This is a genomic window from Methylophilus sp. Leaf414, from assembly GCF_001425425.1.
Classification (GTDB): Bacteria; Pseudomonadota; Gammaproteobacteria; order Burkholderiales; family Methylophilaceae; genus Methylophilus.
In genome coordinates this window covers 637311-660516 of the sequence record NZ_LMQQ01000001.1, presented here as the reverse complement: position 1 = coordinate 660516, position 23206 = coordinate 637311, and the positions used below count along the sequence as shown (strand labels likewise).

The 23206-nt window shown below is 49.3% G+C and carries 22 protein-coding genes; 12 read left to right on the top strand and 10 right to left on the bottom strand.

Going from position 1 to position 23206, the window contains the following annotated elements; all coding sequences use genetic code 11:
- The first annotated feature begins 31 nt into the window (after nucleotides 1-31).
- Entirely contained in the window at nucleotides 32-2821 is a 2790-nt protein-coding gene (gene ppc, locus ASG24_RS03225) for a phosphoenolpyruvate carboxylase (RefSeq protein WP_055867752.1), read from the top strand.
- Nucleotides 2822-2895: 74 nt separating this feature from the next.
- Here ppc and ASG24_RS03220 read toward each other — a convergent pair whose 3' ends face one another.
- Complete coding sequence (locus ASG24_RS03220) at nucleotides 2896-3099, bottom strand: CsbD family protein (RefSeq protein WP_055826253.1); 204 nt, start codon at nucleotides 3097-3099, stop codon at nucleotides 2896-2898.
- A gap of 252 nt (nucleotides 3100-3351) precedes the next feature.
- Between ASG24_RS03220 and ASG24_RS03215 the strand changes: the two genes are divergently transcribed.
- The 9 genes from ASG24_RS03215 (at nucleotide 3352) to kdsB (ending at nucleotide 12722) form a co-directional block, all read left to right on the top strand.
- On the top strand, nucleotides 3352-4659 hold the full coding sequence (locus ASG24_RS03215; protein ID WP_055867750.1) for a lipoprotein-releasing ABC transporter permease subunit: 1308 nt from the start codon (nucleotides 3352-3354) through the stop codon (nucleotides 4657-4659).
- Nucleotides 4652-5359 (top strand): ABC transporter ATP-binding protein, encoded by a 708-nt coding sequence (locus ASG24_RS03210; protein WP_055826249.1) that lies wholly within the window; start codon nucleotides 4652-4654, stop codon nucleotides 5357-5359. The genes ASG24_RS03215 and ASG24_RS03210 overlap by 8 nt, the downstream gene beginning before the upstream one ends.
- An 8-nt stretch (nucleotides 5360-5367) precedes the next feature.
- The gene (locus tag ASG24_RS03205) at nucleotides 5368-7776 is read left to right on the top strand and encodes a DNA internalization-related competence protein ComEC/Rec2 (RefSeq protein WP_055867747.1); all 2409 of its coding nucleotides are present in this window, start codon (nucleotides 5368-5370) and stop codon (nucleotides 7774-7776) included.
- Nucleotides 7777-7860: 84 nt separating this feature from the next.
- Complete coding sequence (locus tag ASG24_RS03200) at nucleotides 7861-8466, top strand: MotA/TolQ/ExbB proton channel family protein (protein ID WP_055867744.1); 606 nt, start codon at nucleotides 7861-7863, stop codon at nucleotides 8464-8466.
- Nucleotides 8467-8502: 36 nt separating this feature from the next.
- Complete coding sequence (locus tag ASG24_RS03195) at nucleotides 8503-8931, top strand: biopolymer transporter ExbD (RefSeq protein WP_055826243.1); 429 nt, start codon at nucleotides 8503-8505, stop codon at nucleotides 8929-8931.
- 86 nt (nucleotides 8932-9017) lie between these two features.
- Nucleotides 9018-10772 (top strand): lipid A export permease/ATP-binding protein MsbA, encoded by a 1755-nt coding sequence (msbA, locus tag ASG24_RS03190; RefSeq protein WP_055867742.1) that lies wholly within the window; start codon nucleotides 9018-9020, stop codon nucleotides 10770-10772.
- A complete protein-coding gene (lpxK, locus tag ASG24_RS03185) occupies nucleotides 10772-11785 on the top strand; it encodes a tetraacyldisaccharide 4'-kinase (protein ID WP_055867739.1) in 1014 nt (337 codons plus the stop codon). Before msbA ends, lpxK begins: the two co-directional genes overlap by 1 nt.
- 1 nt (nucleotide 11786) lies before the next feature.
- Nucleotides 11787-11969: a Trm112 family protein gene (locus tag ASG24_RS03180; protein WP_055826237.1), complete on the top strand. Its 183-nt coding sequence runs from the start codon at nucleotides 11787-11789 to the stop codon at nucleotides 11967-11969.
- Between the two features lie 9 nt (nucleotides 11970-11978).
- Nucleotides 11979-12722 carry a 3-deoxy-manno-octulosonate cytidylyltransferase gene (gene kdsB / locus ASG24_RS03175; RefSeq protein ID WP_055867736.1) on the top strand — a complete coding sequence of 248 codons (744 nt, stop codon included), beginning with the start codon at nucleotides 11979-11981 and terminating at the stop codon, nucleotides 12720-12722.
- A gap of 84 nt (nucleotides 12723-12806) precedes the next feature.
- Here kdsB and ASG24_RS03170 read toward each other — a convergent pair whose 3' ends face one another.
- From ASG24_RS03170 to ASG24_RS03135, 8 genes are all read right to left on the bottom strand, one after another.
- Nucleotides 12807-13298 (bottom strand): FxDxF family PEP-CTERM protein, encoded by a 492-nt coding sequence (locus tag ASG24_RS03170; protein ID WP_235562289.1) that lies wholly within the window; start codon nucleotides 13296-13298, stop codon nucleotides 12807-12809.
- A gap of 132 nt (nucleotides 13299-13430) precedes the next feature.
- Nucleotides 13431-13775, bottom strand: coding sequence for a DMT family protein (locus ASG24_RS03165; RefSeq protein WP_055826230.1), 345 nt, complete (start codon nucleotides 13773-13775; stop codon nucleotides 13431-13433).
- A gap of 68 nt (nucleotides 13776-13843) precedes the next feature.
- The gene (locus ASG24_RS03160; RefSeq protein ID WP_055826229.1) at nucleotides 13844-14182 is read right to left on the bottom strand and encodes a P-II family nitrogen regulator; all 339 of its coding nucleotides are present in this window, start codon (nucleotides 14180-14182) and stop codon (nucleotides 13844-13846) included.
- 97 nt (nucleotides 14183-14279) lie between these two features.
- Nucleotides 14280-15881 carry an NAD+ synthase gene (locus tag ASG24_RS03155; protein WP_055867731.1) on the bottom strand — a complete coding sequence of 534 codons (1602 nt, stop codon included), beginning with the start codon at nucleotides 15879-15881 and terminating at the stop codon, nucleotides 14280-14282.
- An 11-nt stretch (nucleotides 15882-15892) separates the two neighbouring features.
- Nucleotides 15893-16798 carry an ankyrin repeat domain-containing protein gene (locus ASG24_RS03150; protein WP_082487990.1) on the bottom strand — a complete coding sequence of 302 codons (906 nt, stop codon included), beginning with the start codon at nucleotides 16796-16798 and terminating at the stop codon, nucleotides 15893-15895.
- Nucleotides 16799-16963: 165 nt separating this feature from the next.
- The gene (sucD, locus tag ASG24_RS03145; protein ID WP_055867728.1) at nucleotides 16964-17845 is read right to left on the bottom strand and encodes a succinate--CoA ligase subunit alpha; all 882 of its coding nucleotides are present in this window, start codon (nucleotides 17843-17845) and stop codon (nucleotides 16964-16966) included.
- Nucleotides 17846-17847: 2 nt separating this feature from the next.
- Nucleotides 17848-19017 (bottom strand): ADP-forming succinate--CoA ligase subunit beta, encoded by a 1170-nt coding sequence (gene sucC / locus ASG24_RS03140; RefSeq protein WP_055867725.1) that lies wholly within the window; start codon nucleotides 19015-19017, stop codon nucleotides 17848-17850.
- A gap of 140 nt (nucleotides 19018-19157) precedes the next feature.
- Nucleotides 19158-19928, bottom strand: coding sequence for a hypothetical protein (locus ASG24_RS03135; protein WP_055826221.1), 771 nt, complete (start codon nucleotides 19926-19928; stop codon nucleotides 19158-19160).
- 163 nt (nucleotides 19929-20091) lie between these two features.
- On the opposite strand from ASG24_RS03135, the gene serB reads away from it, so the two are divergent.
- Together serB and chrA are read left to right on the top strand one after the other, a co-directional pair.
- Nucleotides 20092-20931 (top strand): phosphoserine phosphatase SerB, encoded by an 840-nt coding sequence (gene serB / locus ASG24_RS03130; protein ID WP_055867721.1) that lies wholly within the window; start codon nucleotides 20092-20094, stop codon nucleotides 20929-20931.
- 65 nt (nucleotides 20932-20996) lie between these two features.
- Nucleotides 20997-22343, top strand: a complete 1347-nt coding sequence (gene chrA / locus ASG24_RS03125) for a chromate efflux transporter (protein ID WP_055867718.1) — start codon at nucleotides 20997-20999, stop codon at nucleotides 22341-22343.
- Nucleotides 22344-22372: 29 nt separating this feature from the next.
- Here chrA and ASG24_RS03120 read toward each other — a convergent pair whose 3' ends face one another.
- On the bottom strand, nucleotides 22373-23116 hold the full coding sequence (locus tag ASG24_RS03120) for an EAL domain-containing protein (RefSeq protein ID WP_235562288.1): 744 nt from the start codon (nucleotides 23114-23116) through the stop codon (nucleotides 22373-22375).
- Nucleotides 23117-23206 lie beyond the last annotated feature (90 nt).

Here is a 23206-nt window from a genome sequence, read left to right as displayed (position 1 = left end):
AGTGTATCACTGAGCTAGGGGAGAAGACACCATGATAAAAAAACCAGAGGCCAGCAGCACTGTTTCGGCAGAAGCGCGACTGGCAGATAATATCCATCTATTGGGGAATTTGCTTGACCAGGCCATTCAGGAAGTTGACGGGCCAGCCGTTTTTGCACAGATCGACTCTATCCGCCAGGCGGCGACCAAATTCCACCACACGCACGATCAGAATGCCTCATTACAGCTGGAGCAATTGCTGGCAGCGCTGACACCAGCACAAACTGTGTGTGTCGTCCGCGCGCTGAGTTATTACAAGCATCTGGTAAACCTGGCTGAAGATTTGTATGGCCAGCAAATCGCCAATTCTAACCAGGGTATCGCTGTGGCAGGAATGCTGGCACATTCATTGGCACTGTTGCGCGACCAGGCAGTCCCTTTTGATACTGTGCACCAGTTTTTTGATGATGCATTGGTGTCGCCGGTATTGACAGCGCATCCTACTGAAGTACAACGTAAAAGCGTGCTTGATATTGAGCGTCGCATTGTAGAGTTGCTGGCAGAGCGTGCCCACTTAATGGCAGAACGCCAGCTGACACGTAATACCTTGCTGCTGCAAGGCGCGGTTGCTGCCTTGTGGCAAACCCGTATGCTGCGTTTTTCAAAATTGACCGTAGTGAATGAGATAGAAAACGCACTGACCTATTACGAGAGCACTTTTTTGCATGCCATTCCTGAACTGTTGCAGGATCTAGAACGTGATCTTGAGGCACTGCTGCCAGCAGGCAACCACTATCACTTGCCAGCTTTTTTACGCATGGGCAGCTGGATCGGCGGCGACCGGGATGGTAATCCGTTTGTCGATGGTACTACCTTACGTGAAGCGTTGCGTTTGCAGACGGCGACCGTGTTGCGCTTTTATCTGCAGGAATTAGCCCAGCTTAAGCGTGAGCTAGGTGTCTCCACCCGATTGATTGCGGTGGAAGAGGGGGTGCTGGCGCTAGCCAAAGCGTCGCGTGACCAGTCTGCGCATCGCATTGATGAGCCTTATCGCTTGGCACTGAATGGCATTCATGACCGTTTATTGGTGACTGCAAAAAATTTGCTGCCGGCTTGCAATTGGGCAGATGACAGCGATAGCGATCTTTTACCATATGAAGGTTACGAAGCCTTGCTGCGACCTTTGCAGACCATTGCGGAGTCTTTACGCAAACATCACGGTGAGGCGCTGATCTATCCGCGTCTGGGCAAGCTGATGAAAGCGATTGAGTCTTTTGGCTTTCATCTGGCGACCGTGGATGTACGTCAGTCTTCAGATGTACATGAAGCCGTGATCACCGAGCTATTGCAAAAAGCGGGCTATGAATTTGATTATGCCGGATTCAATGAAGATGAAAAAATAGGTATTTTACTGGAAGAGTTGAAACAGCCACGGCTGCTGTTCTCGCCTTTCCAGCAATATTCCGAGCTGGTGCACAAAGAAATCGGCGTGCTGGAAGCTGTGCGGGAAATGCGGGAACGCTTTGGCAGCCACGCCGTGCGCCAGTATATTATTTCGCATACTGAAACACTGTCTGACCTGCTGGAAGTCGCCCTGCTGCAACGCGAAGCGGGCTTGCTGCGTGGCGTATGGGGTTCGGCGAATATCCAGGTAGATTTAAATATCGTTCCCCTGTTTGAAACCATTGCCGACCTGCGCGATGCCCCTATGATTATGGGCAAATGGTTGAGCTTGCTTGGCATTCGGCACGTGATCCGCAATCAGGGCAGTGAGCAGGAAGTCATGCTTGGTTATTCGGACAGTAATAAAGATGGCGGTTTCCTGACTTCTAACTGGGAGTTATACAAAGCCGAAATTTCACTCGTGGAGTTGTTCCAGCAGGCTAAAGTGAAGCTGCGCTTGTTTCATGGGCGTGGCGGTACGGTGGGGCGTGGCGGTGGGCCGACTTACCAGGCAATCATGGCGCAGCCGCAAGGCACGGTCGATGGCCAGATCAGGTTAACCGAGCAAGGCGAAATTATTGCCAATAAATATGCAGACCCGGTGGTCGGGCGCCAGCATCTTGAAACGCTGATTGCCGCGACGCTGGATGCCAGCTTATTTCCTTCTGATCAGCTGGAGCCGACTAAACGGCGTACATTCGAGAGTGTGATGGAAACCCTTTCCGCCACTGCTATGACCACTTATCGAAGCCTGGTTTATGAAACACCGGGCTTTGCCGAATACTTTTTCAGTACCACGCCCATTGAGGAGATTGCCGGATTGAATCTAGGCAGCCGTCCGGCCTCACGCAAATCTACGCGGCGCATTGAAGACTTGCGCGCCATCCCCTGGGGCTTTTCATGGGGGCAGTGCCGTTTATTGTTGCCAGGCTGGTATGGATTGGGGAGTGCCATTCATCAATATCTACACCAGCCAGGCAGTGATAAAGAATCCCGTTTGGCATTGCTAAGAGAGATGCTGCTTGGCTGGCCTATATTCAAAACGTTAATCAATAACGTGGATATGGTGCTAGCCAAAACCGACCTCATCGTTGCCAGGCATTACGCACACCTGCTGCCTGACCGCACTTTGCGTGAAGAAATTTTTAGCCGTATAGAACAGGAACACAAATTGACCACAGAGGTAGTGAATTTGTTACTTGGAAGCACGCAAAGGCTTGCCAGCCAGCCGGTATTGGCAAAATCGATACGTGAGCGTTTGCCTTATCTGGATCCACTCAATCACTTGCAGGTGGAAATGATTCAACGTTACCGCAACGGCGAGACTGATGAAAAACTCAAATTGGCAATCCCGCTGACGATTAACGGGATTGCGGCTGGATTGAGGAATACCGGTTAGTGTCGAAATTTTAGTGTTTTAGATAGCAAAAAAGGACAAGCTGAGCTTGTCCTTTTTTTAGAATCAATCACGGATTATCCGCGGTGATCGTTTTCCCATGTGTTGATTTGCTTTTCAGCTTCATCTTTAGTGATACCGTAACGCTCCTGGATTTTACCAACCACTTGTTCGCGTTTACCTTCAATCACGTCAAGGTCGTCATTGGTCAACTTGCCCCATTGCTCTTGAACCTTACCTTTAAGTTGTTTCCAGTTACCCTCAAAAATGTCTTTATTCATGATGTAAGTCTCCTTAGTTTTTTGGATTAGTCTCGGTCAACGACCTGAGAATCATAGTATCCAGAATTAGTTTGGAGATAAGTCGGTGAATCGAGTATTTGTGCGTAAGACTTGACTGACAATTAATCGCACACTTTCTATTTAGGACATCACCCGTTTTATGAGTTTGAAGCCGGTATGGATGTATCACAACTCGTTTAAACCTTGCGCTTTTGAGATCAAATTAGGCTTTAAACCTGTTAACATGCGAGCATGAATAAAGCTTCTTTTTCCGCGTTTAAACACGCGTTGGCCCAACGGCTACCTTATGAATTGTGGATAGGCTGGCGCTACACACGTGCCAAACGTAACAATCATTTCATTTCATTTATTTCACTGACCAGCATGATAGGCATCGCTTTGGGTGTGATGGCTTTGATTGTCGTATTGTCCGTGATGAATGGTTTCCAGGACGAATTGCGTAAACGCATTCTGGGTGTGGCTTCACACATAGAAGTACGCAGTTTTGATGCCGGCTTGTCTGACTGGCAGCATGTGCAAAGCCAGATTCAATCCTTACCACCTAAAACCTTCACCAGCCCGGTACAAGGCATGGCGCCTTATGTGATGGCGCAAGGCATGCTGACGCGTGACCAGGCAGTGCAAGGCGTGTTAATTCGTGGGGTGCTGCCTTCGGCCGAAGGCGCAGTGTCGGATTTATCGACGCAAATGAAAATCGGTAAATTAGAGGATTTGCAGGCGGGGAAATTTAATATCGTCCTCGGCGGTGACCTGGCGCAGGCACTGGGCGTGCGCATAGGCGAAAAGGTGGTGCTGATGGCACCGCAAGGCCAGGTAACGCCAGCGGGTCTGGTGCCACGTATCAAACAATTTACCGTGACCGGTATTTTTCAGGTGGGTATGTATGAATATGATGCCGGGTTGGCATTGATACACCTGGATGACGCTGCCAAACTATATCGCTTGGGCGACCAGGTGTCGGGCTTGCGTTTGAAACTGGCTGACCTGTTTGCTGCGGACCGCGTTAGCCGTGAGTTGATGCAAGCGCTGGGGCCGAACTATTACATTACTGACTGGACCCAGCAGCATGCCAATTTCTTTAAGGCGATTCAGCTTGAAAAACGCGTGATGTTTATTATCCTGGCGCTGATTGTGGCCGTGGCTGCGTTTAATATCGTGTCGACACTGGTCATGGCTGTGACCGACAAGCGTGCGGATATCGCGATTTTGCGGACCATGGGCGCCACGCCGCAGGCGATACGGCGTATGTTTGTCGTCCAAGGCGCCATGATAGGAGTGATTGGTACTGTCTCTGGTGCATTGCTTGGTGTGATCCTGGCGCTGAATATTGAAACGGTGGTGCCGTGGATAGAGCGTACTTTTAATGTGCAGTTTTTATCCAAAGACGTGTATTACATCAGTGATCTGCCTTCCAAACTGATGTGGTCGGATGTCACAACGATTATCGGCTTGTCCATTTTCCTGAGCCTGGTAGCGACGTTGTATCCAAGTGGCCGCGCTTCCAAAATGAATCCGGCGGAGGCTTTGCGCTATGAGTAATCTGATTTTGCAGTGCCAGGGCCTGGCTAAAACCTATCAGGGCCTGGATACCTCGGTGTTAACCGGAGTGGATCTAAGTCTGGCTGCAGGTGAACATATTGCGATTGTCGGTGCTTCTGGCAGCGGCAAAAGTACGCTGTTGCATTTGCTAGGCGGGCTGGATGCGCCTACGCACGGCGAAGTGCAATGGCTGGGTAAACCGTTGACCACGCTATCCGAAGTGGAAAAAAGCGCCATGCGTAACCAGTACCTGGGTTTTGTGTACCAGTTTCATCATTTGTTGCCAGAATTCAGTGCGCTGGAAAATGTAGCCATGCCTTTGTTTATCCGCCGCATTCCACGTGCGCAAGCATTGGCACAAGCCGAGTATTACCTGACTCTGGTCGGTCTTGCCCATAGACTGGAACATACCCCAGGCGAATTGTCCGGCGGTGAACGGCAGCGGGCTGCACTTGCACGTGCGTTGGTGACAGAGCCGCGTTGCGTGCTGGCAGATGAGCCAACCGGTAACCTTGACCGGCAAACCGCCGAGCAGGTGTTTGAGTTATTGTTAAACATCCAGGTTGAGCGCGGCACTGCGCTGGTGGTGGTGACACATGATTTATCATTGGCTGCACGCATGCACAAGCAATACCGGTTGCAAGACGGCACACTGCAACCCCTTGAATCTATTTCCGAGCCAGCGCTTACCCCGGTGTAACGCATACCATGCTGCCGGGCGCCACAGTCGGGTTGTTGTTTGGTGTGTGGCTGTTTCAGCAACAACCGCATCTGTGGTCAGTTAGTGCATGGCTGGGCTGGCTGGCAGCCTTAATCCTCATCGGGTGCTTAGCCTATGGCAATCAGGTGATAGCCGCTCGGCATATTCCTTATCAACATACCTTCCGTAAACTATTCATTATTGTATTGATTTCTGCGCTCGGGTTTGCCTGGGCGCAGCTGCGTGCATGGGACCGCCTGCAAACGCAACTACCCTCAGACTGCGAGCAACAGGTCATTGCTGTACAAGGCGTGATTGTCAGTGTGCCTGAACGAGATGTCCGCGGGCAACATGTGGATTTTGCTGTTGAGCGCAGTTTCACGGCAGATTGCCCCATGCCTAAGCGGGTAAGGTTGCATCTCTATCATCAATCCTATCGTGGCGAGTCAGCCAAACCATCGTCCGTGTTACCGACCTTGCAGGCAGGAGAGCGCTGGCAATGGAGTGTCAGGCTAAAGCGCCCGCATGCCACCAGAAATCCGCATGGCTTTGATTATGCGGCGTGGTGCCTGTCTAATAACATCGGCGCTAGTGGGGCCATTGTGAGCAAAACACCTATGCGCCGGTTGCAAAGACTAGTGTGGAAACCATCGGCACTTATTGCTCATTGGCGTGCTGCTGTCGGTAATCGCATTGAAAAAGTGTTGGGAACGACCCCGCAAAGCGCTGTATTGCGGGCGTTAGTTATCGGCGATGATAGCCAGATTGCTCGGGCAGACTGGCAGCTGTTTGTGGATACGGGCATCAATCATCTCATCAGCATTTCAGGGCTACATATCACCATGCTGGCGTCTATGGGATATCTGCTTACCGGCTGGGCCTGGCGATTGCGCCCACGCCTTGCATTGCGAATACCGTCAAGGCTGGCGGCAGGGGTCGGTGGTGCGCTGGTGGCGATTGCCTATTCTGCCCTGGCCGGCTTTTCAATCCCCACCGAACGTACATTATTGATGCTGCTGACCATGATCGTCATGCTTAGCCTCAAGCAGCGATTGCCTTTTTCATGGGTATTGAGTGCCGCGGTGTGGGTGGTGTTAGTGGTGGATCCCTGGGCGGTAATGGCACCCGGATTTTGGCTATCATTTGGCGCGGTGGCAATTCTGTCTTTTGCCATGAGTGGCCGGTTACGGCCCGCGCGCTGGTGGCAAAGTGCATTGCAAACCCAGTGGGTGATCACGCTGGCATTTGTGCCGGTACTTATTTTATTTTTTAATCAGCTTTCGCTGATTTCACCATTGGCAAATGGTTTGGCTATTCCCATTGTGAGTCTGGCTATCGTGCCGCTTGCCATCGCTGGCGCTATACTGCCGCTCGACTTTTTGTTACACCTGTCCGCTACTTTGTGGGAATGGTGCGCACATGGATTGCACTGGTTACGCCAATTGCCGGGCGCGGTCTGCTATTTATCCACGCCACCGATCTGGGCCTGGCTGCTGGCGATGGCAGGCATGCTGGTCTGGTTAATGCCGCGAGGCTGGCCGTTGCGGTGGGCCGGGCTATTGTTATGGCTACCACTCTTATTACCTACGCAAGTCGCATTGCAGCCTGGTCAAATGCGGGTAACGGTGCTGGATGTGGGGCAGGGACTCAGTGTGCTGGTGCAAACCGCTCACCATACTATGCTGTATGACGCCGGGCCTGCTTATAATGAAGAAAGCGATGCCGGTCAGCGCATCGTACTTCCTTATTTACGCCATTTGGGGGTGAGTCATCTGGATGCAGTAGTCATTTCTCACGATGATAATGATCATTCTGGCGGTATGGCTTCAGTGCTGGCAGGCGTATCGGCCGGTAATTTTCTAAGCTCGCTAACGCCGGCGTCTGATTTTTTCAAACAAATTCAAACCTTACCGAATCCGCCAGTTTTGCGGCCGCAACCGTGTTATCAGGGTCAGCAATGGCAGTGGGATAATATTAGTTTCCGCATGCTGTCACCCGAAAAAAACACCGATACAGATTTAAAAGATAATGATAAAAGTTGCGTGCTTCAAGTCCAATCACCTCATGGTAGCTTGCTGCTGACGGGTGATATCGAGAAGGAAGCCGAACGCCGCTTACTGGCATCCGAACCGGATCAGTTAGCGACAACCGTGATGACCATGCCTCATCATGGCAGTAAAACTTCTTCCACTATCGGCTTTGTTAATGCGACCAAACCTGCGATTGCCATCGCCACTGTCGGTCACCTTAACCGCTTCGGTCATCCCAAACCGGAGGTGATTTCACGTTATCAAGCAATCGAGACAACAATATTGCGATCAGACAACGATGGCGCCATCTTGATTGATTTCTTATCAGGCCAGGCGCCAGTAGTCAAACGATGGCGGCAAATAGAACCGCATTACTGGGAATTGTAACGGCACAGATACTGGACAAAACTTGCCCTTAAGGCTGGTTAACGCTAAAGTAGCGGAAGTTTAAAAACAACTGGAGTGTTTGCTGTGTGGGAAATCATTTTAGCGGCCGGATGGCCAATCTGGCCTCTGGTTATTGCTTCAGTCATTGCACTGGCGATTATTGTGGAGCGTTCCTGGGCCTTGCGCGCATCGGTCGTCACTCCTGATCAATTATTGCCTGAAGTCCAAAACTGGCTTAAGCAAGGTGGCATCACCCGTGAAACCTTAAGCCGCCTGGAAGCCCACTCTCTGTTAGGAAAAGTGTTCGCCAGCGCACTTGCCAATATTGGTAACTCCCGTGAAATCACAAAAGAAGCGATTGAAGAAACCGGCCGTGCGGTCGCACACAAGCTGGAACAGTATTTGCCAACCCTGGGCACAATCGCTACTGTCGCGCCATTGCTCGGCTTGCTGGGTACTGTGATTGGTATGGTAGAACTATTTGGTTCGTTTACCAACAGCGGTCACGATGTGGCCCAGTTCGCGCGCGGTATTTCAGTGGCACTGTACAACACGGCCGCGGGTATTGTGGTCGCTGTGCCAGCCATGATTGCCTACCGCTATTTCCGCAGTAAAATAGACGGTTTCCTGGTGGATATGGAGCAGCAAGCCATCAAGCTGGTTGAAATTATTCATGGCGATCGCAATTAAGCTGATCACAGTCAAGATACAAGGCTAAGGCAATTTATGAATTTCAAGCGTGGTGTCCGCGATGAAGAGTTGGAAATTAACTTTATTCCACTTATTGATGTGTTGCTGGTGATTATTATCTTCCTGATCGTCAGTGCCACCTTTTCACGTACCAGTGAACTGCAAATCAATTTACCTACCGCGGATGCCAGTTCGCCGCAGGAAAAACCATTGACGATTACGGTTGAAGTCGATGCCAGTGGCCGTTACCTGGTAAACGGTAAAGAGGCTAATGGTGCGGTAGTCGCGGATTTGTCGAACGCATTAACCCAAGCAGCTGCCAGTGGCCCGGCCGGTAAAGAGCCAACCATCATTATTAACGCGGATGCAAAAGCCACGCATCAGTCGGTCATTAATATTATGGAAGCCTCGCGCATGGCGAATTACACCCATATTACCTTTGCAACACAGGTAAACTCGCATTAATGTGTGAGTTGCAGCTTGCTGTGATTGCCTGCAAACAAGCCCGTCAACTTTGGCGGGCTATTTGTTTATAGTATCCGAGAATTTGCATGTCCCGTAGACAGAAATCTGAGCACAATAAAATCATTAATCCCGGCCAGTTATACCGCCGGTTGATTGCTTATGCCTGGCAATTTAAATTTCATTTCCTGGTCTCCATGGTGGCAACCGCTGTCCTCTCTACCAGTAACACCGCATTTCTGGCATTGATTAAAAAAATCACTGACGATGGGTTTGTAAAAGAGTCCGCACAGGAAATGCTGCTATTGCCATTAATGCTGTTTGGCCTGATGGCTATTCGCGCCCTGGCAGGGTTTTTTTCATCGTATAGCTTGCGTATTGTTGCGCGGCGCGTAGTTGAGATATTACGCAACCAGGTGTTTTCCAAGTTATTGATGCTGCCTGTCAGTTTCTTTGATGCCAATTCCAACGGATTGTTGGTTTCAAAACTGACTTACGATATTGAACGTCTCTCCAACGTAGTTACCCGTTCAGCGTTGAATGTTTTACGCGACGTGCTGACAGTCATCGGGCTGGTCGCTTACATGCTCTACCTGGACTGGAAGCTGACGCTGGTGTTTGCTGCGGTGGCGCCATTGATGGGTATGTATCTCGCGCGCTCAACGCCAAAATTACGTGCCAATGCTAAAAAAGTCCAGGAAGCGGTGGGCGAAATCACTAAAACGGCTGAAGAAGCGATTTCAGCCCAGCGTATCGTCAAGATTTTTGGCGCGCAAGCATTTGAGAATGAGCGATTTGCTAATGTAGTCGCAAAAAATCGCACACTGGAATTACGCACTGCCAGAATCTCCGGCCTGAATAGCTTTGTGATTGAAATTTTATCCGCAGTCGCTTTAGGCCTGGTGGTTTACTACGCCTTGGGTCAGTTCACGGTGGGTGAATTTGCCGCTTTTGTTGGAGCCTTACTGATGCTGATTGCTCCCATTAAACATATTACTGCCGCAAATGAAGATGTACAGGTTGGCCTGGCAGCTGCGCAAAGTGTATTCGAGCTGATGGATCTGGATAACGAGCGTGAAAGTGGCGACTACCGCATTGCGCATGCGCGGGGAGAGCTAAGTTTTAAGGATGTGACTGTGCGTTACCCGCAGGCTAAGAAAAGTGCATTAAACCAGCTTAGTTTTGATGTGCGGGCCGGTGAGAAAGTAGCGCTGGTTGGCCGCTCCGGCAGTGGCAAAACAACATTGGTCAACCTGTTACCGCGTTTTTACGAAGTGCAAGAGGGAACAGTATCGCTTGATGGTGTGAATGTGCGCGATTACCAGTTGAATAGTCTGCGCGCCCAGTTTTCACTTGTGAGCCAGGATATCGTATTATTTAACGACACCATTTTTAACAACATCGCCTACGGTGCGTTGCGTAACGCCAGCGAAGAAGAAGTGATCTCAGCAGCCAAAGCTGCCAACGCCTGGGAATTCATCGAGCACATGCCGCTTGGCTTGCAAAGTGAAATAGGCGATAGAGGCGTGCGTTTATCTGGCGGTCAACGACAACGCATTGCCATTGCGCGGGCTATCCTTAAAAATGCGCCTATACTATTGCTGGATGAGGCAACCTCTGCACTGGATAGCGAGTCTGAGTTGCATGTGCAAAATGCGCTGGATAGATTGATGCAGAACCGGACGACTATTGTGATTGCGCACCGGCTGAGCACTGTTGAAAATGCTGACCGGATTTTCGTAATGGATCACGGAAAAATTATTGAAACCGGTTCACATCAAGAGCTGCTGGCGCTGAACGGATACTACAACAAGCTCTATCACAAAGAGTTTAAAGACGATTAATGTGGCGCAGATGGTTTGAACAGCAGTGGCAATATAAAGGCTGGGCGCAATGCCTGCTGTTGCCATTAACCTGGCTGTTCGCAAGCCTGGCCGCCTTGCGCAGAGCGCTATATCGAGCTGGATTGTTTTCCAGCAGCAAGCTGCCAGTTCCCGTTATTGTGGTGGGCAATATTTCAGTAGGTGGCGTAGGCAAAACTCCACTGGTCATTTATCTCGCCAATGCTTTACGGGCAGCTGGCTACCATCCGGGTATTTTGAGTCGCGGATATGGGGGACAGCACACTGGCAAAGTCACCCCAACCAGTATGCCTGCTGAATATGGTGATGAGCCGGTACTGATCGCACATCGGACTGCGTGCCCCGTGTGGGTGCACCCGCTACGTGCAGAAAGTGGCCGGGCTTTATTACAGGCGTATCCGCAAACAGATGTCCTAATTTGTGATGATGGCCTGCAGCATTATGCTTTGCAGCGGGATATTGAAGTTGCAGTTGTGCAGCGTCCGCATGGCCTGGGTAATGGTCGTTTATTACCTGCTGGACCATTGCGCGAATCCCTGAGCCGCCTGCAAAAAGTTGATGTCATCGTTGAGACCGGGCAATTACCAATCGTCCCCCTCGAACAACCTTGTTTTCAACAATCTTTGCAAGCCGGTGAGTGGACGGCTGTTTCTGATTTTTCAAGTCGAATCCCAGCGCAGGCATTGAAACAGAAACCGTTGTTAGCTATAGCAGGAATAGGACATCCGCACAGGTTTTTCGACTCACTGATTGCAATGGGGCTGGTATTTGAGACGAGAGTTTTTGCCGACCATTATGCATATACCAGACAAGATTTTCAGGATGCGGCAGGCAAAACCCTACTGATGACCGAGAAAGATGCCGTAAAATGTCGACATCTTGATTTAAACAATGCCTGGTTTCTACCGGTGACTGCCGAACTGACACCAATAGGACATCAGCAAACCTTGGCAGGCTGCGTATTGGGCCTGCTAAAAAACGCGAAGGAAATTTAAAATGAATCCCAAATTACTGGAAATTCTGGTCTGTCCGGTCACCAAAGGGCCGCTGGTATACGACAAACAAAAACAGGAATTAATCTCCAGGTCGGCCCGCCTGGCCTATCCGGTGCGTGATGGCATTCCGGTCATGCTGGAAGACGAAGCCCGCCGTTTGGAAGAACACGAATACACAGAGTAGGGCAGACGCATGTTTAAAGTGGTTATTCCTGCCCGTTTTGCCAGTAGCCGCCTGCCGGGTAAGCCTTTGCTGGATATTGCCGGCAAACCTATGGTAATCCAGGTAGCTATCCAGGCTAATAAAAGCCAGGCATGCGAAGTGGTGATTGCAACTGACCACACTCCCATTACACAGGTGGCCGAACAGTTTGGATTTGCCTCAGTGATGACACGTGAAGATCATCTTTCAGGCACTGACCGGATTGCCGAGGTCGTCCAAAAAATGGGCTGGCCCGATGAGACGATTGTGGTGAATGTACAAGGCGATGAGCCGCTAATAGATCCGATATTGATCAATGAGGTCGCACAGGCTTTGGCCAAAGATACGCAAGCAGTCATGGCAACGGCTTGCCATCCCATTCATGACGGCGCAGCTTTTGAGAATCCCAATATCGTCAAAGTGGTGTTAAATGTTCACAACCAGGCGCTGTACTTCAGTCGCGCGCCTATTCCTTATCCACGTGATGCAGAATTCCGCGAGCAGTTAATCGCCCATAGGCACATTGGTATCTATGCCTATCGCGTTGGTTTTCTCAAGCAATATGCCAGTTTACCAGCTACTGCCCTTGAAAAGATTGAGAGTCTGGAACAGTTGCGCGTGTTATACCATGGTTACCAGGTTGCTGTGACAGTGACTGAGAACGCACCGGCCAGTGGCGTGGATACCGCCGCCGATCTAGAAGCGGTACGACAGATTTTTGCCATGCAATCATAAGCATGCTAAAACCCTTATTCAGTTTTGCGAGCAATAAAAAAAGCCTCATTAATTGAGGCTTTTTATTTAAGACTAAGCTAAAAACTAGCGGTTTTTCTGGCGGCGCAGTGCAATGGTACCCATCAGGCCCAAGCCTACCAGCATCATGCCATAAGTTTCTGGCTCCGGTACCGGAATGGTGACTGGCGAAATAGTGTAGCTACCGTTGTAGTGACCACCAGCAATCAGGTTGAATTGCAATGTGTAAGTACCAGCAGCCAGATTTGAGAAGCTGAATGTGTATCTTGTCAGGTCAAAATCATGCAAAGGGAAAATGATAGGAGAGTATGTAAAAGTATCATCCGCATCGCTAATCAGAGTTAAACCGTTATAGAAACCTGAGTTATTCTCATGAATCAATCTGAAGCTAGGATCCAATACGCCTGACAAGTCAAAACTACCATCCAGATAAGAAATACTGATTTTGGTGGTTTTTGAATTGCTTGTACCTGGCTGGTCATAGCCACTAAATGTAGTGGTGGTAGCAAAAACGGAAGTACTGGCTAACAACAACGCTGCGGCAAGTAATTTTTTCATGATATTTTTTCCCTGATTAAGATTGGTTATTTGGATTTGTTAATATGGCAATCATAAGGATGCGGACTATTAAATGAAATAGCCCGTTAGGGTCAATGAGCATGTAGAACGCTGGTAAGCCGCTGGCGAAAGTCAATGGCGGAAAATAAAGTATACCGCGCCCATGATGCACAAGCCTGCCCAAAGGTAGTCCCACTTCAGCGGCTGTTGCATATAGAAAATGGCAAACGGTACAAAGATCACAAGTGTAATCACTTCCTGCAGGATTTTAAGTTGCGCCAGGTTTAACTGTGTGAATCCTATGCGATTGGCCGGTACCTGGAACAGGTACTCAATCAGGGCGATGCCCCAGCTAATCAGGGCGGCGATGATCCAGGGTTTGCTATTCAGGTTTTTGAGATGGCCATACCAGGCAAACAGCATAAACAGGTTGGAAATGCTAAGCAGCACAATGGTTTTAAGGAGGGTAAAACTCATTGGTTTTCCTGTGGAAGTAAGAATGGCAACTTCAGGTCAAAGTTGCCATGGGAATAAAGTAATTTGGCTTAAATAGCGGCTTCGCCTGTTTCACCGGTTCTGATACGAATCACTTGCTCTACCGAAGTTACAAAAATCTTGCCATCACCGATCTTGCCGGTGTGCGCAGCCTTGATAATCGCTTCGATCGCGTTATCCAGCATGTTTTCTGCCAGGACAACTTCCACTTTGATTTTTGGCAGAAAGTCCACCACATATTCCGCACCACGGTAAAGCTCGGTATGGCCTTTCTGACGTCCAAATCCTTTGACTTCTGTGACGGTTAGTCCGTTGACACCAATTTCTGATAAGGCCTCGCGCACTTCGTCTAGTTTGAATGGTTTGATGACGGCTTCTAGTTTTTTCATAAGTGCTCCGTGATTAATTTTTAAAACATTCTACGCAACCGCTGCTTTTAATTCAAATGCCATGGTTACTGAATGACTGAGTAATTAATTTGTAAAACTAAAATGATAAGTTGCAGGTGATCGGGTAACGTCGGTCTTTGCCGAATCCACGCTCAGTGATACGGACCCCCACTGCAGCCTGCCTGCGTTTGTATTCGTTTCTGTCTATCAGGCGGGTCACTCTTTCGACATCTGCCCTTGCATAGCCTTGTTGGATAATATCTTCAATGCTGAGGTCTTTCTCGGCATAAGCTTCCATAATCGCATCCAGTATTTCATAGGCCGGCAAACTATCCTGGTCGGTTTGGTCAGCACGTAATTCGGCACTTGGGGGACGTGTGATAATTCTCTCTGGAATGACTTGGCCGAGACTATTGCGGTAGCGGGCGAGTTTATAAACTAGCGTTTTAGGCACATCCTTGATTAACGCAAAACCACCCGCCATGTCACCATACAGTGTGCTGTAGCCAACTGCTGTTTCTGATTTATTGCCGGTGGTAATCACCATATTACCGAATTTATTACTGATCGCCATCAGCAACATGCCTCGGATACGCGCCTGCAAGTTTTCTTCAGTGGTATCAAATGCCTTGCCAGTAAACTCTTCAGCCAGCGTCTGACAAAAGCCATTGAATAAAGGTTTGATCGGCAACACACTATATTCCACATCCAGCAGTCTGGCCATTTCTGCGGCATCGTCAATGCTGATATCTGCAGTGAATTCCGAAGGCATCATCACTGCTTTCACGCGTTCCTTACCCAATGCATCGACCGCGATTGCCAGTGTCAGCGCAGAATCAATGCCACCAGATAAACCCAGCACCACACCAGGGAAACGGTTTTTATTGACGTAATCTTTTAAGCCTAATTGCAAAGCTTGATAAACCGTCGCTTCTAATGGCGGATGCGTCTCAAGTGTCGTAGCAACCGGTTGGTTGTTTTCCAGTAACACATAGCTCAACTTATCTTCAAACATCGGTAATTCTTGCATAAGCTCGCCCTGATTATTCATAGCGAATGAGCCACCATCAAACACCAGTTCATCCTGACCTCCCACCATATTCGCGTAAATGATCGGCAGGCCGGTTTCGCGGATACGGTCTCGCAAAACCTGGTAGCGAGTGAGCTGCTTGTGCATGTGGTAGGGGGATGCATTAATCACCAGCAAGACTTGCGCATCTGCCTGCAAGGATTGCAGTGCGGGCGCCGGTTCCCAGATATCTGCACAGATTAAAATGCCATAACGCGTGCCTTGCCATTCAAACACCACTGGTAGCTCACCCGCTTCAAAATAACGTTCTTCATCAAACACATTGTAATTGGGCAGGTGATGCTTATGGTAAGTAGCCTGAATACGTTTTGAATGGATCACGGAAGCTGCATTGTAGCGGTTGCCAGCAATTTCCTGAGGGTGACCAATCACCACTGCCATATCGCTTGGCAACTGTTGTTCCAGCCAATGCAATGCACGTTGATTCGCCTCGTAAAAATCCTGCCGGAATAGTAAATCTTCCGGCGGATATCCGCACAGTGACAGTTCAGGGGTCAGCAGCAGCCGCGCGCCTTCGGCATAAGCCAGGTTGGCGCGTTCCAGTATATGTTCAGCATTTTGTTGCATGGCGCCAACCATGCTGTTCATTTGGGCTATGGCGAGTTTCATGCAGCGGACATTCAGTATTTGCCACCCGCGGCTTTAATCAGTTCGACCATGGCCGGGTTTTGCGCTTTTAAAGCATAGACATAAGCAGTCAGACCATACTGGTCGCGCGTTTTGACATTGGCACCGTGTTTAAGGAGCAAGTCCGCCATGTCTGGTGAATTATTGCTGACGGCCAAATGTAGTAGCGGTGTGCCTTCGCTATCCTGATGATCAATATCCGCCTTGCGCTCCAGCAGGGCTTTGGCGACATCCTTCTGGTCTTTTTTGACCGCCCAGGTCAACGCTGTCCATTCGTGTTCATCTTCTTCATCAATTTTCGCACCTTGTTCGAGCAAGGAGATCACCGCAGGCGTAAAGCCTTCGCGGGCTGCGATCATTAACGCAGTAGTGCCGAGCTTATCTTTCAGGTTAGGATCAGCGCCGTTTTTAAGAATCGCAGTGATAGTAGGCACGCTGCCACTTTTAGCTGCATACATCAGCACTGTTTTGCCATCACTGGCGCGCACATTGGCATCAAAACCTTTCGCGATGATCATGCCGACCAGATCACTGTAGCCTGAAGTCGCCGCCAGGCCAAGCGCACTCCAGCCATCCGGATCACGGACTTTTACATCAGCGCCTTTATCCAGCAATACTTTCACGGCATCGATATTGTTTTTCTTGGCGGCAAACATCAGCGCAGTCCAGCCACCCTGGTCTTTGGCATTGATACTGGCACCACTTTCCAATAAGACACGTATGACTTCTGCCTGGTTTTTACGCGCGGCATACATGATAGGTGTTATTCTTTCTGCATCGGTGACATTGGGATTAGCGCCGCTTTTGAGCAACGCTTTTACCGTTGCGACATCTCCTTTGGAGGATGCAATCAGCAGATAGGAAATGTTTGCGCTGGCATCTACCGGCGGCGCATCCATGGCTGATTTATCGACTATGGTCGCTTCGTCGGGGCTGGCTTTACTCTTTTTTTTGCTTGCAGCTTCAGCGGTCAAGGACAAACCTAGCAACAGTACGGTGCCACATAACAACAAACTGGTCCAATAAGTCGTCCGCGCAATACGCTTCATGCTATCTCCAAACAATTATTTTGCAGCACGTTGAATCGCCGCCAATACCGCTTCACCCAGGCCTGCAGGTGAATCAGCTACCACGCAGCCTGCGGCTTCCAACGCTGTGATTTTGTCTTCAGCACGGCCAGAACCGCCGGAGATAATGGCACCTGCATGGCCCATGCGTTTACCTTTAGGGGCAGTCAACCCGGCAATATAAGCCGCCACTGGTTTGGTCACATGGTGTTTGATAAAGTCAGCCGCGGCCTCTTCATCGCTACCACCAATTTCCCCCACCATGATAATCGCTTCGGTTTCCGGGTCATTCTGGAAGAATGCCAGACAATCAATAAAGTTCAGGCCTTTGATCGGGTCGCCACCAATGCCGACACAGGTCGTCTGGCCTAATCCAAGCGCAGAGGTTTGATGTACCGCTTCATAAGTCAATGTGCCAGACCTGGAAACCACGCCAACCTTGCCGCGTTGATGGATGCTGCCCGGCATAATGCCGATTTTGCATTCATCCGGCGTAATCACGCCAGGGCAATTAGGACCAATCAGTCGGGTGCCGTTAGCAAGCAAGGCGGCTTTCACATTCAGCATATCCAGCACCGGAATGCCCTCAGTGATACACACAATCAGTGCTATGCCGGCATCTGCAGCCTCAAGGATAGAGTCAGCGGCAAATGGCGGTGGTACATAAATCACGCTGGCATTTGCCTGGGTTTCTTTGACCGCTTCGCGCATCGTGTTAAACACCGGCAGGTTTAAATGAAGCTGGCCACCTTTGCCCGGTGTCACGCCACCGACCATTTGAGTGCCGTAAGCCAAGGCTTGTTCAGAATGGAATGTGCCCTGTTTACCGGTAAAGCCCTGGCACAATACTTTGGTATTTTTATCGACTAAAATTGCCATGACTACACACCTTCACTTACTGCTTTAACTGCTTGTTTTGCCCCATCGGTCAGGCCTTCTGCCGAAATAATATTCAGGCCGCTTTCGCGCAACATTTGTTTACCCAGCTCCACATTGGTGCCTTCCAGTCGAACGACGACCGGAATAGTCATGCCTACTTCTTTCACGGCAGTGATAATGCCGGTCGCAATGATGTCGCAGCGCATAATGCCGCCGAAAATATTCACCAGGATGGCTTTTACGTTCTGGTCTGCCAGGATGATTTTGAATGCCTTGGTCACGGTTTCCGCCGTGGCACCGCCGCCGACATCTAGGAAGTTAGCCGGCATGCCGCCATGTAGCTTGATCAGGTCCATGGTGGCCATCGCCAGGCCGGCGCCATTCACCATACAGCCGATGTTCCCATTCAGTGCAATGTAATTCAGTCCGCTGTGATGCGCTTCAGCTTCCTTTGCATCATCCTGTGACCAGTCGCGAATTTCCGCAAACGGTTTCTGACGATAGAGCGCGTTATCATCGACGGTCATCTTGCAATCGAGCGCGACCAGTTTTCCTTCGTTGGTCACCACCAGCGGGTTGATTTCCAGCAGGGATAGATCGTTATCCTTGAATAGTTTGTACAGGCCTTTGGCCAGTTTGGTGAAAGCCGCAATCTGGTCACCACTTAAGCCTAAGCCAAACGCGAGGTTACGCGCCTGGTAATCGACCAGGCCATTCAGCGGGTCACAGATTTCCTGCAGAATTTTGTCTGGCTGGGTAGCTGCGATTTCTTCAATATCCATACCGCCTGCACTGGAAGCGACCATAACCACACGTTCCAGGCTGCGGTCTACCAGCATTGAAAGATACAGTTCTCGCGCAATCGGCAATGTCTGCTCCACCAGCACCTGATGTACAGGTTGGCCATCAGGTGCATTCTGGTAGGTGACGAGGTGTTTGCCGAGCAGGCCACCAGCCACTGTTTGTGCTTCCAGGGCCGATTTCACAACCTTTACGCCACCAGCTTTACCACGGCCACCGGCATGTACCTGGGCTTTCACCACCCAGGCTTCACCACCCAGTTCTTTGGTGGCGGCTGCAGCAGCTTCTTCGGATTGGACAACCAGGCCGGCGGGAGTGACCAAACCATACTTTTGCAGTAATTGTTTAGCCTGATATTCGTGCAGATTCATGAAAATAAACTGTTTTTATGATTAAGCTGTTATTTTCGCGCAAATACCCACTCAAAGCTAGGCTGCAAACAAAAAAACCGCACCCAAGTGCGGTTTTCTGACTAAAGTGCGGTTTTATATTGGCTATACGAACTTATTGCTTAGAGGTCTTCAGCCCAGGCATTGCCGTAAACTTTTCCATTGCGCGAAAGTATCAGCATCTGGTACATGCTGATAATCCACATATAGCTGGAAGCCAGACTGTAGCCCATGCCGCCGATAATGGTTAACCATGCAAAATGGGGCGACCATTTGGTCAGCCACCATGACATCACATCGGCAATCAAAAAGGCGAAAGGAAAGCCGATAGCAATCACTTTGGCGGTTTTTGGCACATTGACAGCGAAGCTGAAAATAAGGCCAATGAAAAAGAAGATAAAGCTGATACCAAACAAGTGGATATGCGACACGCGGGTCAAGCCACTAATAGTCGCGCCTTCATTCACTTCAGCGCGCGCTTTGACTTCTTCATATTTGGTAAAGTCAGGAATGCCGGGAATATTGCTGTGGCACATGACACAGTGCTGGGCAAAAATCTGTTTATAGTGTGATTCCCACTGGTCTTGTGGTGCGCCTTGCTGCGCCCACTTGATAATGTCCTGACGCACTTCCAGCGGCGCTTTGTCTGACATCGAACCATTCAGTTTGCTTGCCAGTTTAGTGCCGCTACGGTCACCGTAATAGCTGTATACAATGTCGTTTACAGATAAACCAAATTTACCGTCAGCCATGCCGTGTGTCAGCATGATTTGCAAACCGGCCATACACAAGCCCACGCCAACCACCAGCAAATAGCCTACGAACAAAGCTTTAAGCGGCAATGGCAGGTTAGGCAGGTTAAGCCACGGTAATGTTTGAGACGCTTGTTTCATTGCTTTCCCCAGGTGAGATGTTGAATGCTAAGTTTCAAATTTTTTGGCAAGCATACCATCGGCGGGGCGAATCCTAAAACAGAAATATGCCTGAACAATACAAAATCAGGCATTGTGGCTTCCACTGGTATAATTCAGCCTTTAAATTCGAGTTGATTTCATCATGCGTTTAGTGGTTCAAGGGCCTGCCATCAGCATGGCGCATCTCACGCACATTCATGGCCTGGTTGGTGGCTATAACCAGTTTGCACAAGTCGCTCTACATGCATATTACCTGCCGGTTGCCGAAGGCGATTATGTGGAGGTGAAAGCATTTTGTGCCAGCCAGCAAATTGATTGTGCATTGGTTGAAGACGCGCATCGTCTGGCAAAATTTGGCCTGTGCGTCATGGATATGGATTCCACCCTGATTTCGATCGAATGCATAGATGAAATTGCAGACATGATGAATATCAAACCGCAAGTGGCCGAGATCACCGAAGCAGCCATGCGTGGTGAACTCGATTTCTCCGCCAGTTTGCGCAAGCGTGTTGCACTCCTCAAAGGTTTGCCGGAAATAGCACTGCAACAAGTAATAGATGAACGATTACGTTTTAATCCCGGCGTTCCACAGTGGATAGATACCTGTAAACAGCACGGCATTAAAACCATGGTGGTATCGGGTGGTTTTACTGTGTTTGCGCATTATGTGCAACAAACGCTAGGGCTGGATTACGCCGTTTCCAACACTCTCGAAATCGTTGATGGCAAATTGACTGGTCAAGTGCTGGGCGATATTGTCGATGCCCAGCGCAAAGCCGACGAGCTGGTCAAACTGCGTGACCAGCTTGGCTTAACCGCCCAACAGACAATTGCGATTGGTGATGGTGCCAATGATCTGAAAATGATGTCAGTGTCTGAAGTTGGGGTGGCCTATCATGCCAAGCCTGTGGTACAGCAACAGGCCAAGTATGCATTAAATATTGTCGGCCTGGATGGTGTGGCAAACCTGTTAACGATGTAGTCCCACATCGGTAATTGTCATATCGGACGTGTATGTTGGTAGCATAACCCTGTTGAGAAGGCGTCATGAGCGTGTCCACAGAAACAGATTCTCCGCCACAGGCGGTCTCTTTAACAGAAGCCAGCCTCTACTGGTTTAAGTTGGGATGTATCAGCTTCGGCGGCCCAGCCGGGCAGATTGCACTGATGCACCATGACCTGGTTGAACAGAAACGCTGGATATCAGAAAGCCGCTTTTTACATGCACTGAATTACTGCATGCTATTGCCTGGCCCTGAAGCGCAGCAACTGGCGACTTATATCGGCTGGCTGATGCACCGTACGGCAGGTGGCCTGATTGCCGGTATCCTGTTCTTTCTGCCATCATTTTTTATGCTAGTCACTTTAGCATGGGTGTATATGGCTTATGGCTCAATCCCCACCGTGGCAGGTATTTTTCATGGTATCAAACCGGCGGTGATCGCCATTGTTTTATTTGCTGCTTATCGCATAGGTAGTAAAACCCTCAAAAATCCATTGCTGTGGAGCATTGCCATCCTGGCATTTATCGGTATTTTTTTCTTTAAGCTGCCGTTTCCGCTGATTGTATTGTTTGCCGCCCTGGCTGGTGTGGCCGGTGGTTATTACTTTCCGCATTATTTCCAACAGGTAAGCGGGCATGCTGTAACCCATCAAGCCCATTATCCAGCATTGATTGATGACGCTACTCCAACGCCGCTCCATGCGATATTCAGCTGGCAACGTTTCCGGCACGTGATCTTATGTGCTATTTGTCTGTGGGTAACAGTGATGCTGATACTGGTTGGTCTATATGGCTGGCAAGGCGCTTTTACGCAGATGGGCTGGTTTTTTACCAAGGCAGCGCTGCTCACGTTTGGTGGCGCTTATGCGGTATTGCCTTATGTTTATCAAGGGGCTGTTGAGCACTACCAGTGGTTAACGGCAGGCCAGATGATGGATGCACTGGCACTCGGTGAAACGACGCCCGGCCCACTGATTATGGTCGTGACATTTGTTGCTTATGTCAGTGGCTGGAACAACGAAATACTGGGTGCGGGACATGCCGGTTTATCAGGCATTGTGGCGGCAACCATAGTGACTTTTTTTACTTTTTTACCTAGCCTGGTTTTTATTTTCCTAGGCGGACCTTTGATTGAAACCACGCATGGTAACCTCAAGTTTACCGCACCTTTGAGCGGCGTGACTGCCGCCGTGGTTGGCGTTATTTTTAATCTGGCTTTATTTTTTGCATGGCATATCTTCTGGCCGCAGGGTATGGCAAACGGCATCGATTGGTTTTCAATTGTGCTCAGTTTAGTGGCGCTGATTGCGGTGCTCAAATATCGCGTAAATGTAGCGATTGTGATTTTAGTGAGCGGGTTGGTGGGTGCGGTGGCGCAATGGTTAATTTAATGTGAATCAACAGGCTAAAGTGTGCCCAATCAACCGAGATTAAAACATTCCTCAGGAATCGCAGGCAAGTTCTCGAAAAGTGGTCGGGCGAAATAATAGCCCTGGTATAGATTGACGCCAAAATCCACCATGACTGACAATTCACCGACCGTTTCTATCCCTTCGGAAATCACGGTGATATTCAAGCCATGACATACATCCAAAATACTTTTCACAATCAATTGTTTGGTTTTGTTTTTATCAATATCGCGGATCAGATTCATATCCAGCTTGATAATGTCCGGTTGCCACTCCGCTAACAGGTTGAGACCTGAGTAACCTGCGCCAAAATCATCAATCGCTGTCAGAAACTGGTGTTTCTTGTATTCAGTAAAAATATTCTTCAAATGTGCGTGGTCAGTAATTTTTTCTGCTTCTGTCACTTCAAACATAATACGTTTTTTATCAAAACCCAATTCATCACACACTTTTAAAGTCGCCTGAATACAGTTTTCAGGGTTGTAGACTGCGTTAGGCAAAAAGTTGATAGAGAGTATCTGGTCAAATTGAAGTTTATTGGCGAGTCTGATGGATCGTGACCTGATGATCTGGTCGAAGCTGTGCACTTTTGATCCATTCACCTGATCAAGGATGAAAGAAGCGGGTTCATTGTTGAGGCCACGCACAAGCGATTCGTAACCCCACACGTTCTTTTCGTGAAATGCCACAATCGGCTGAAAAGCCATTGAGAAATCAATTCCCAGATCTTGTGGATTACACTTGCCGCAATTCATTTCAATTGGTTCCTTTTGCATTATAAGTAACTAAAACAGACCTGAAATCTTGTGCAGGCTAAATAGAAGCCTATTTTAATGATTTCACTC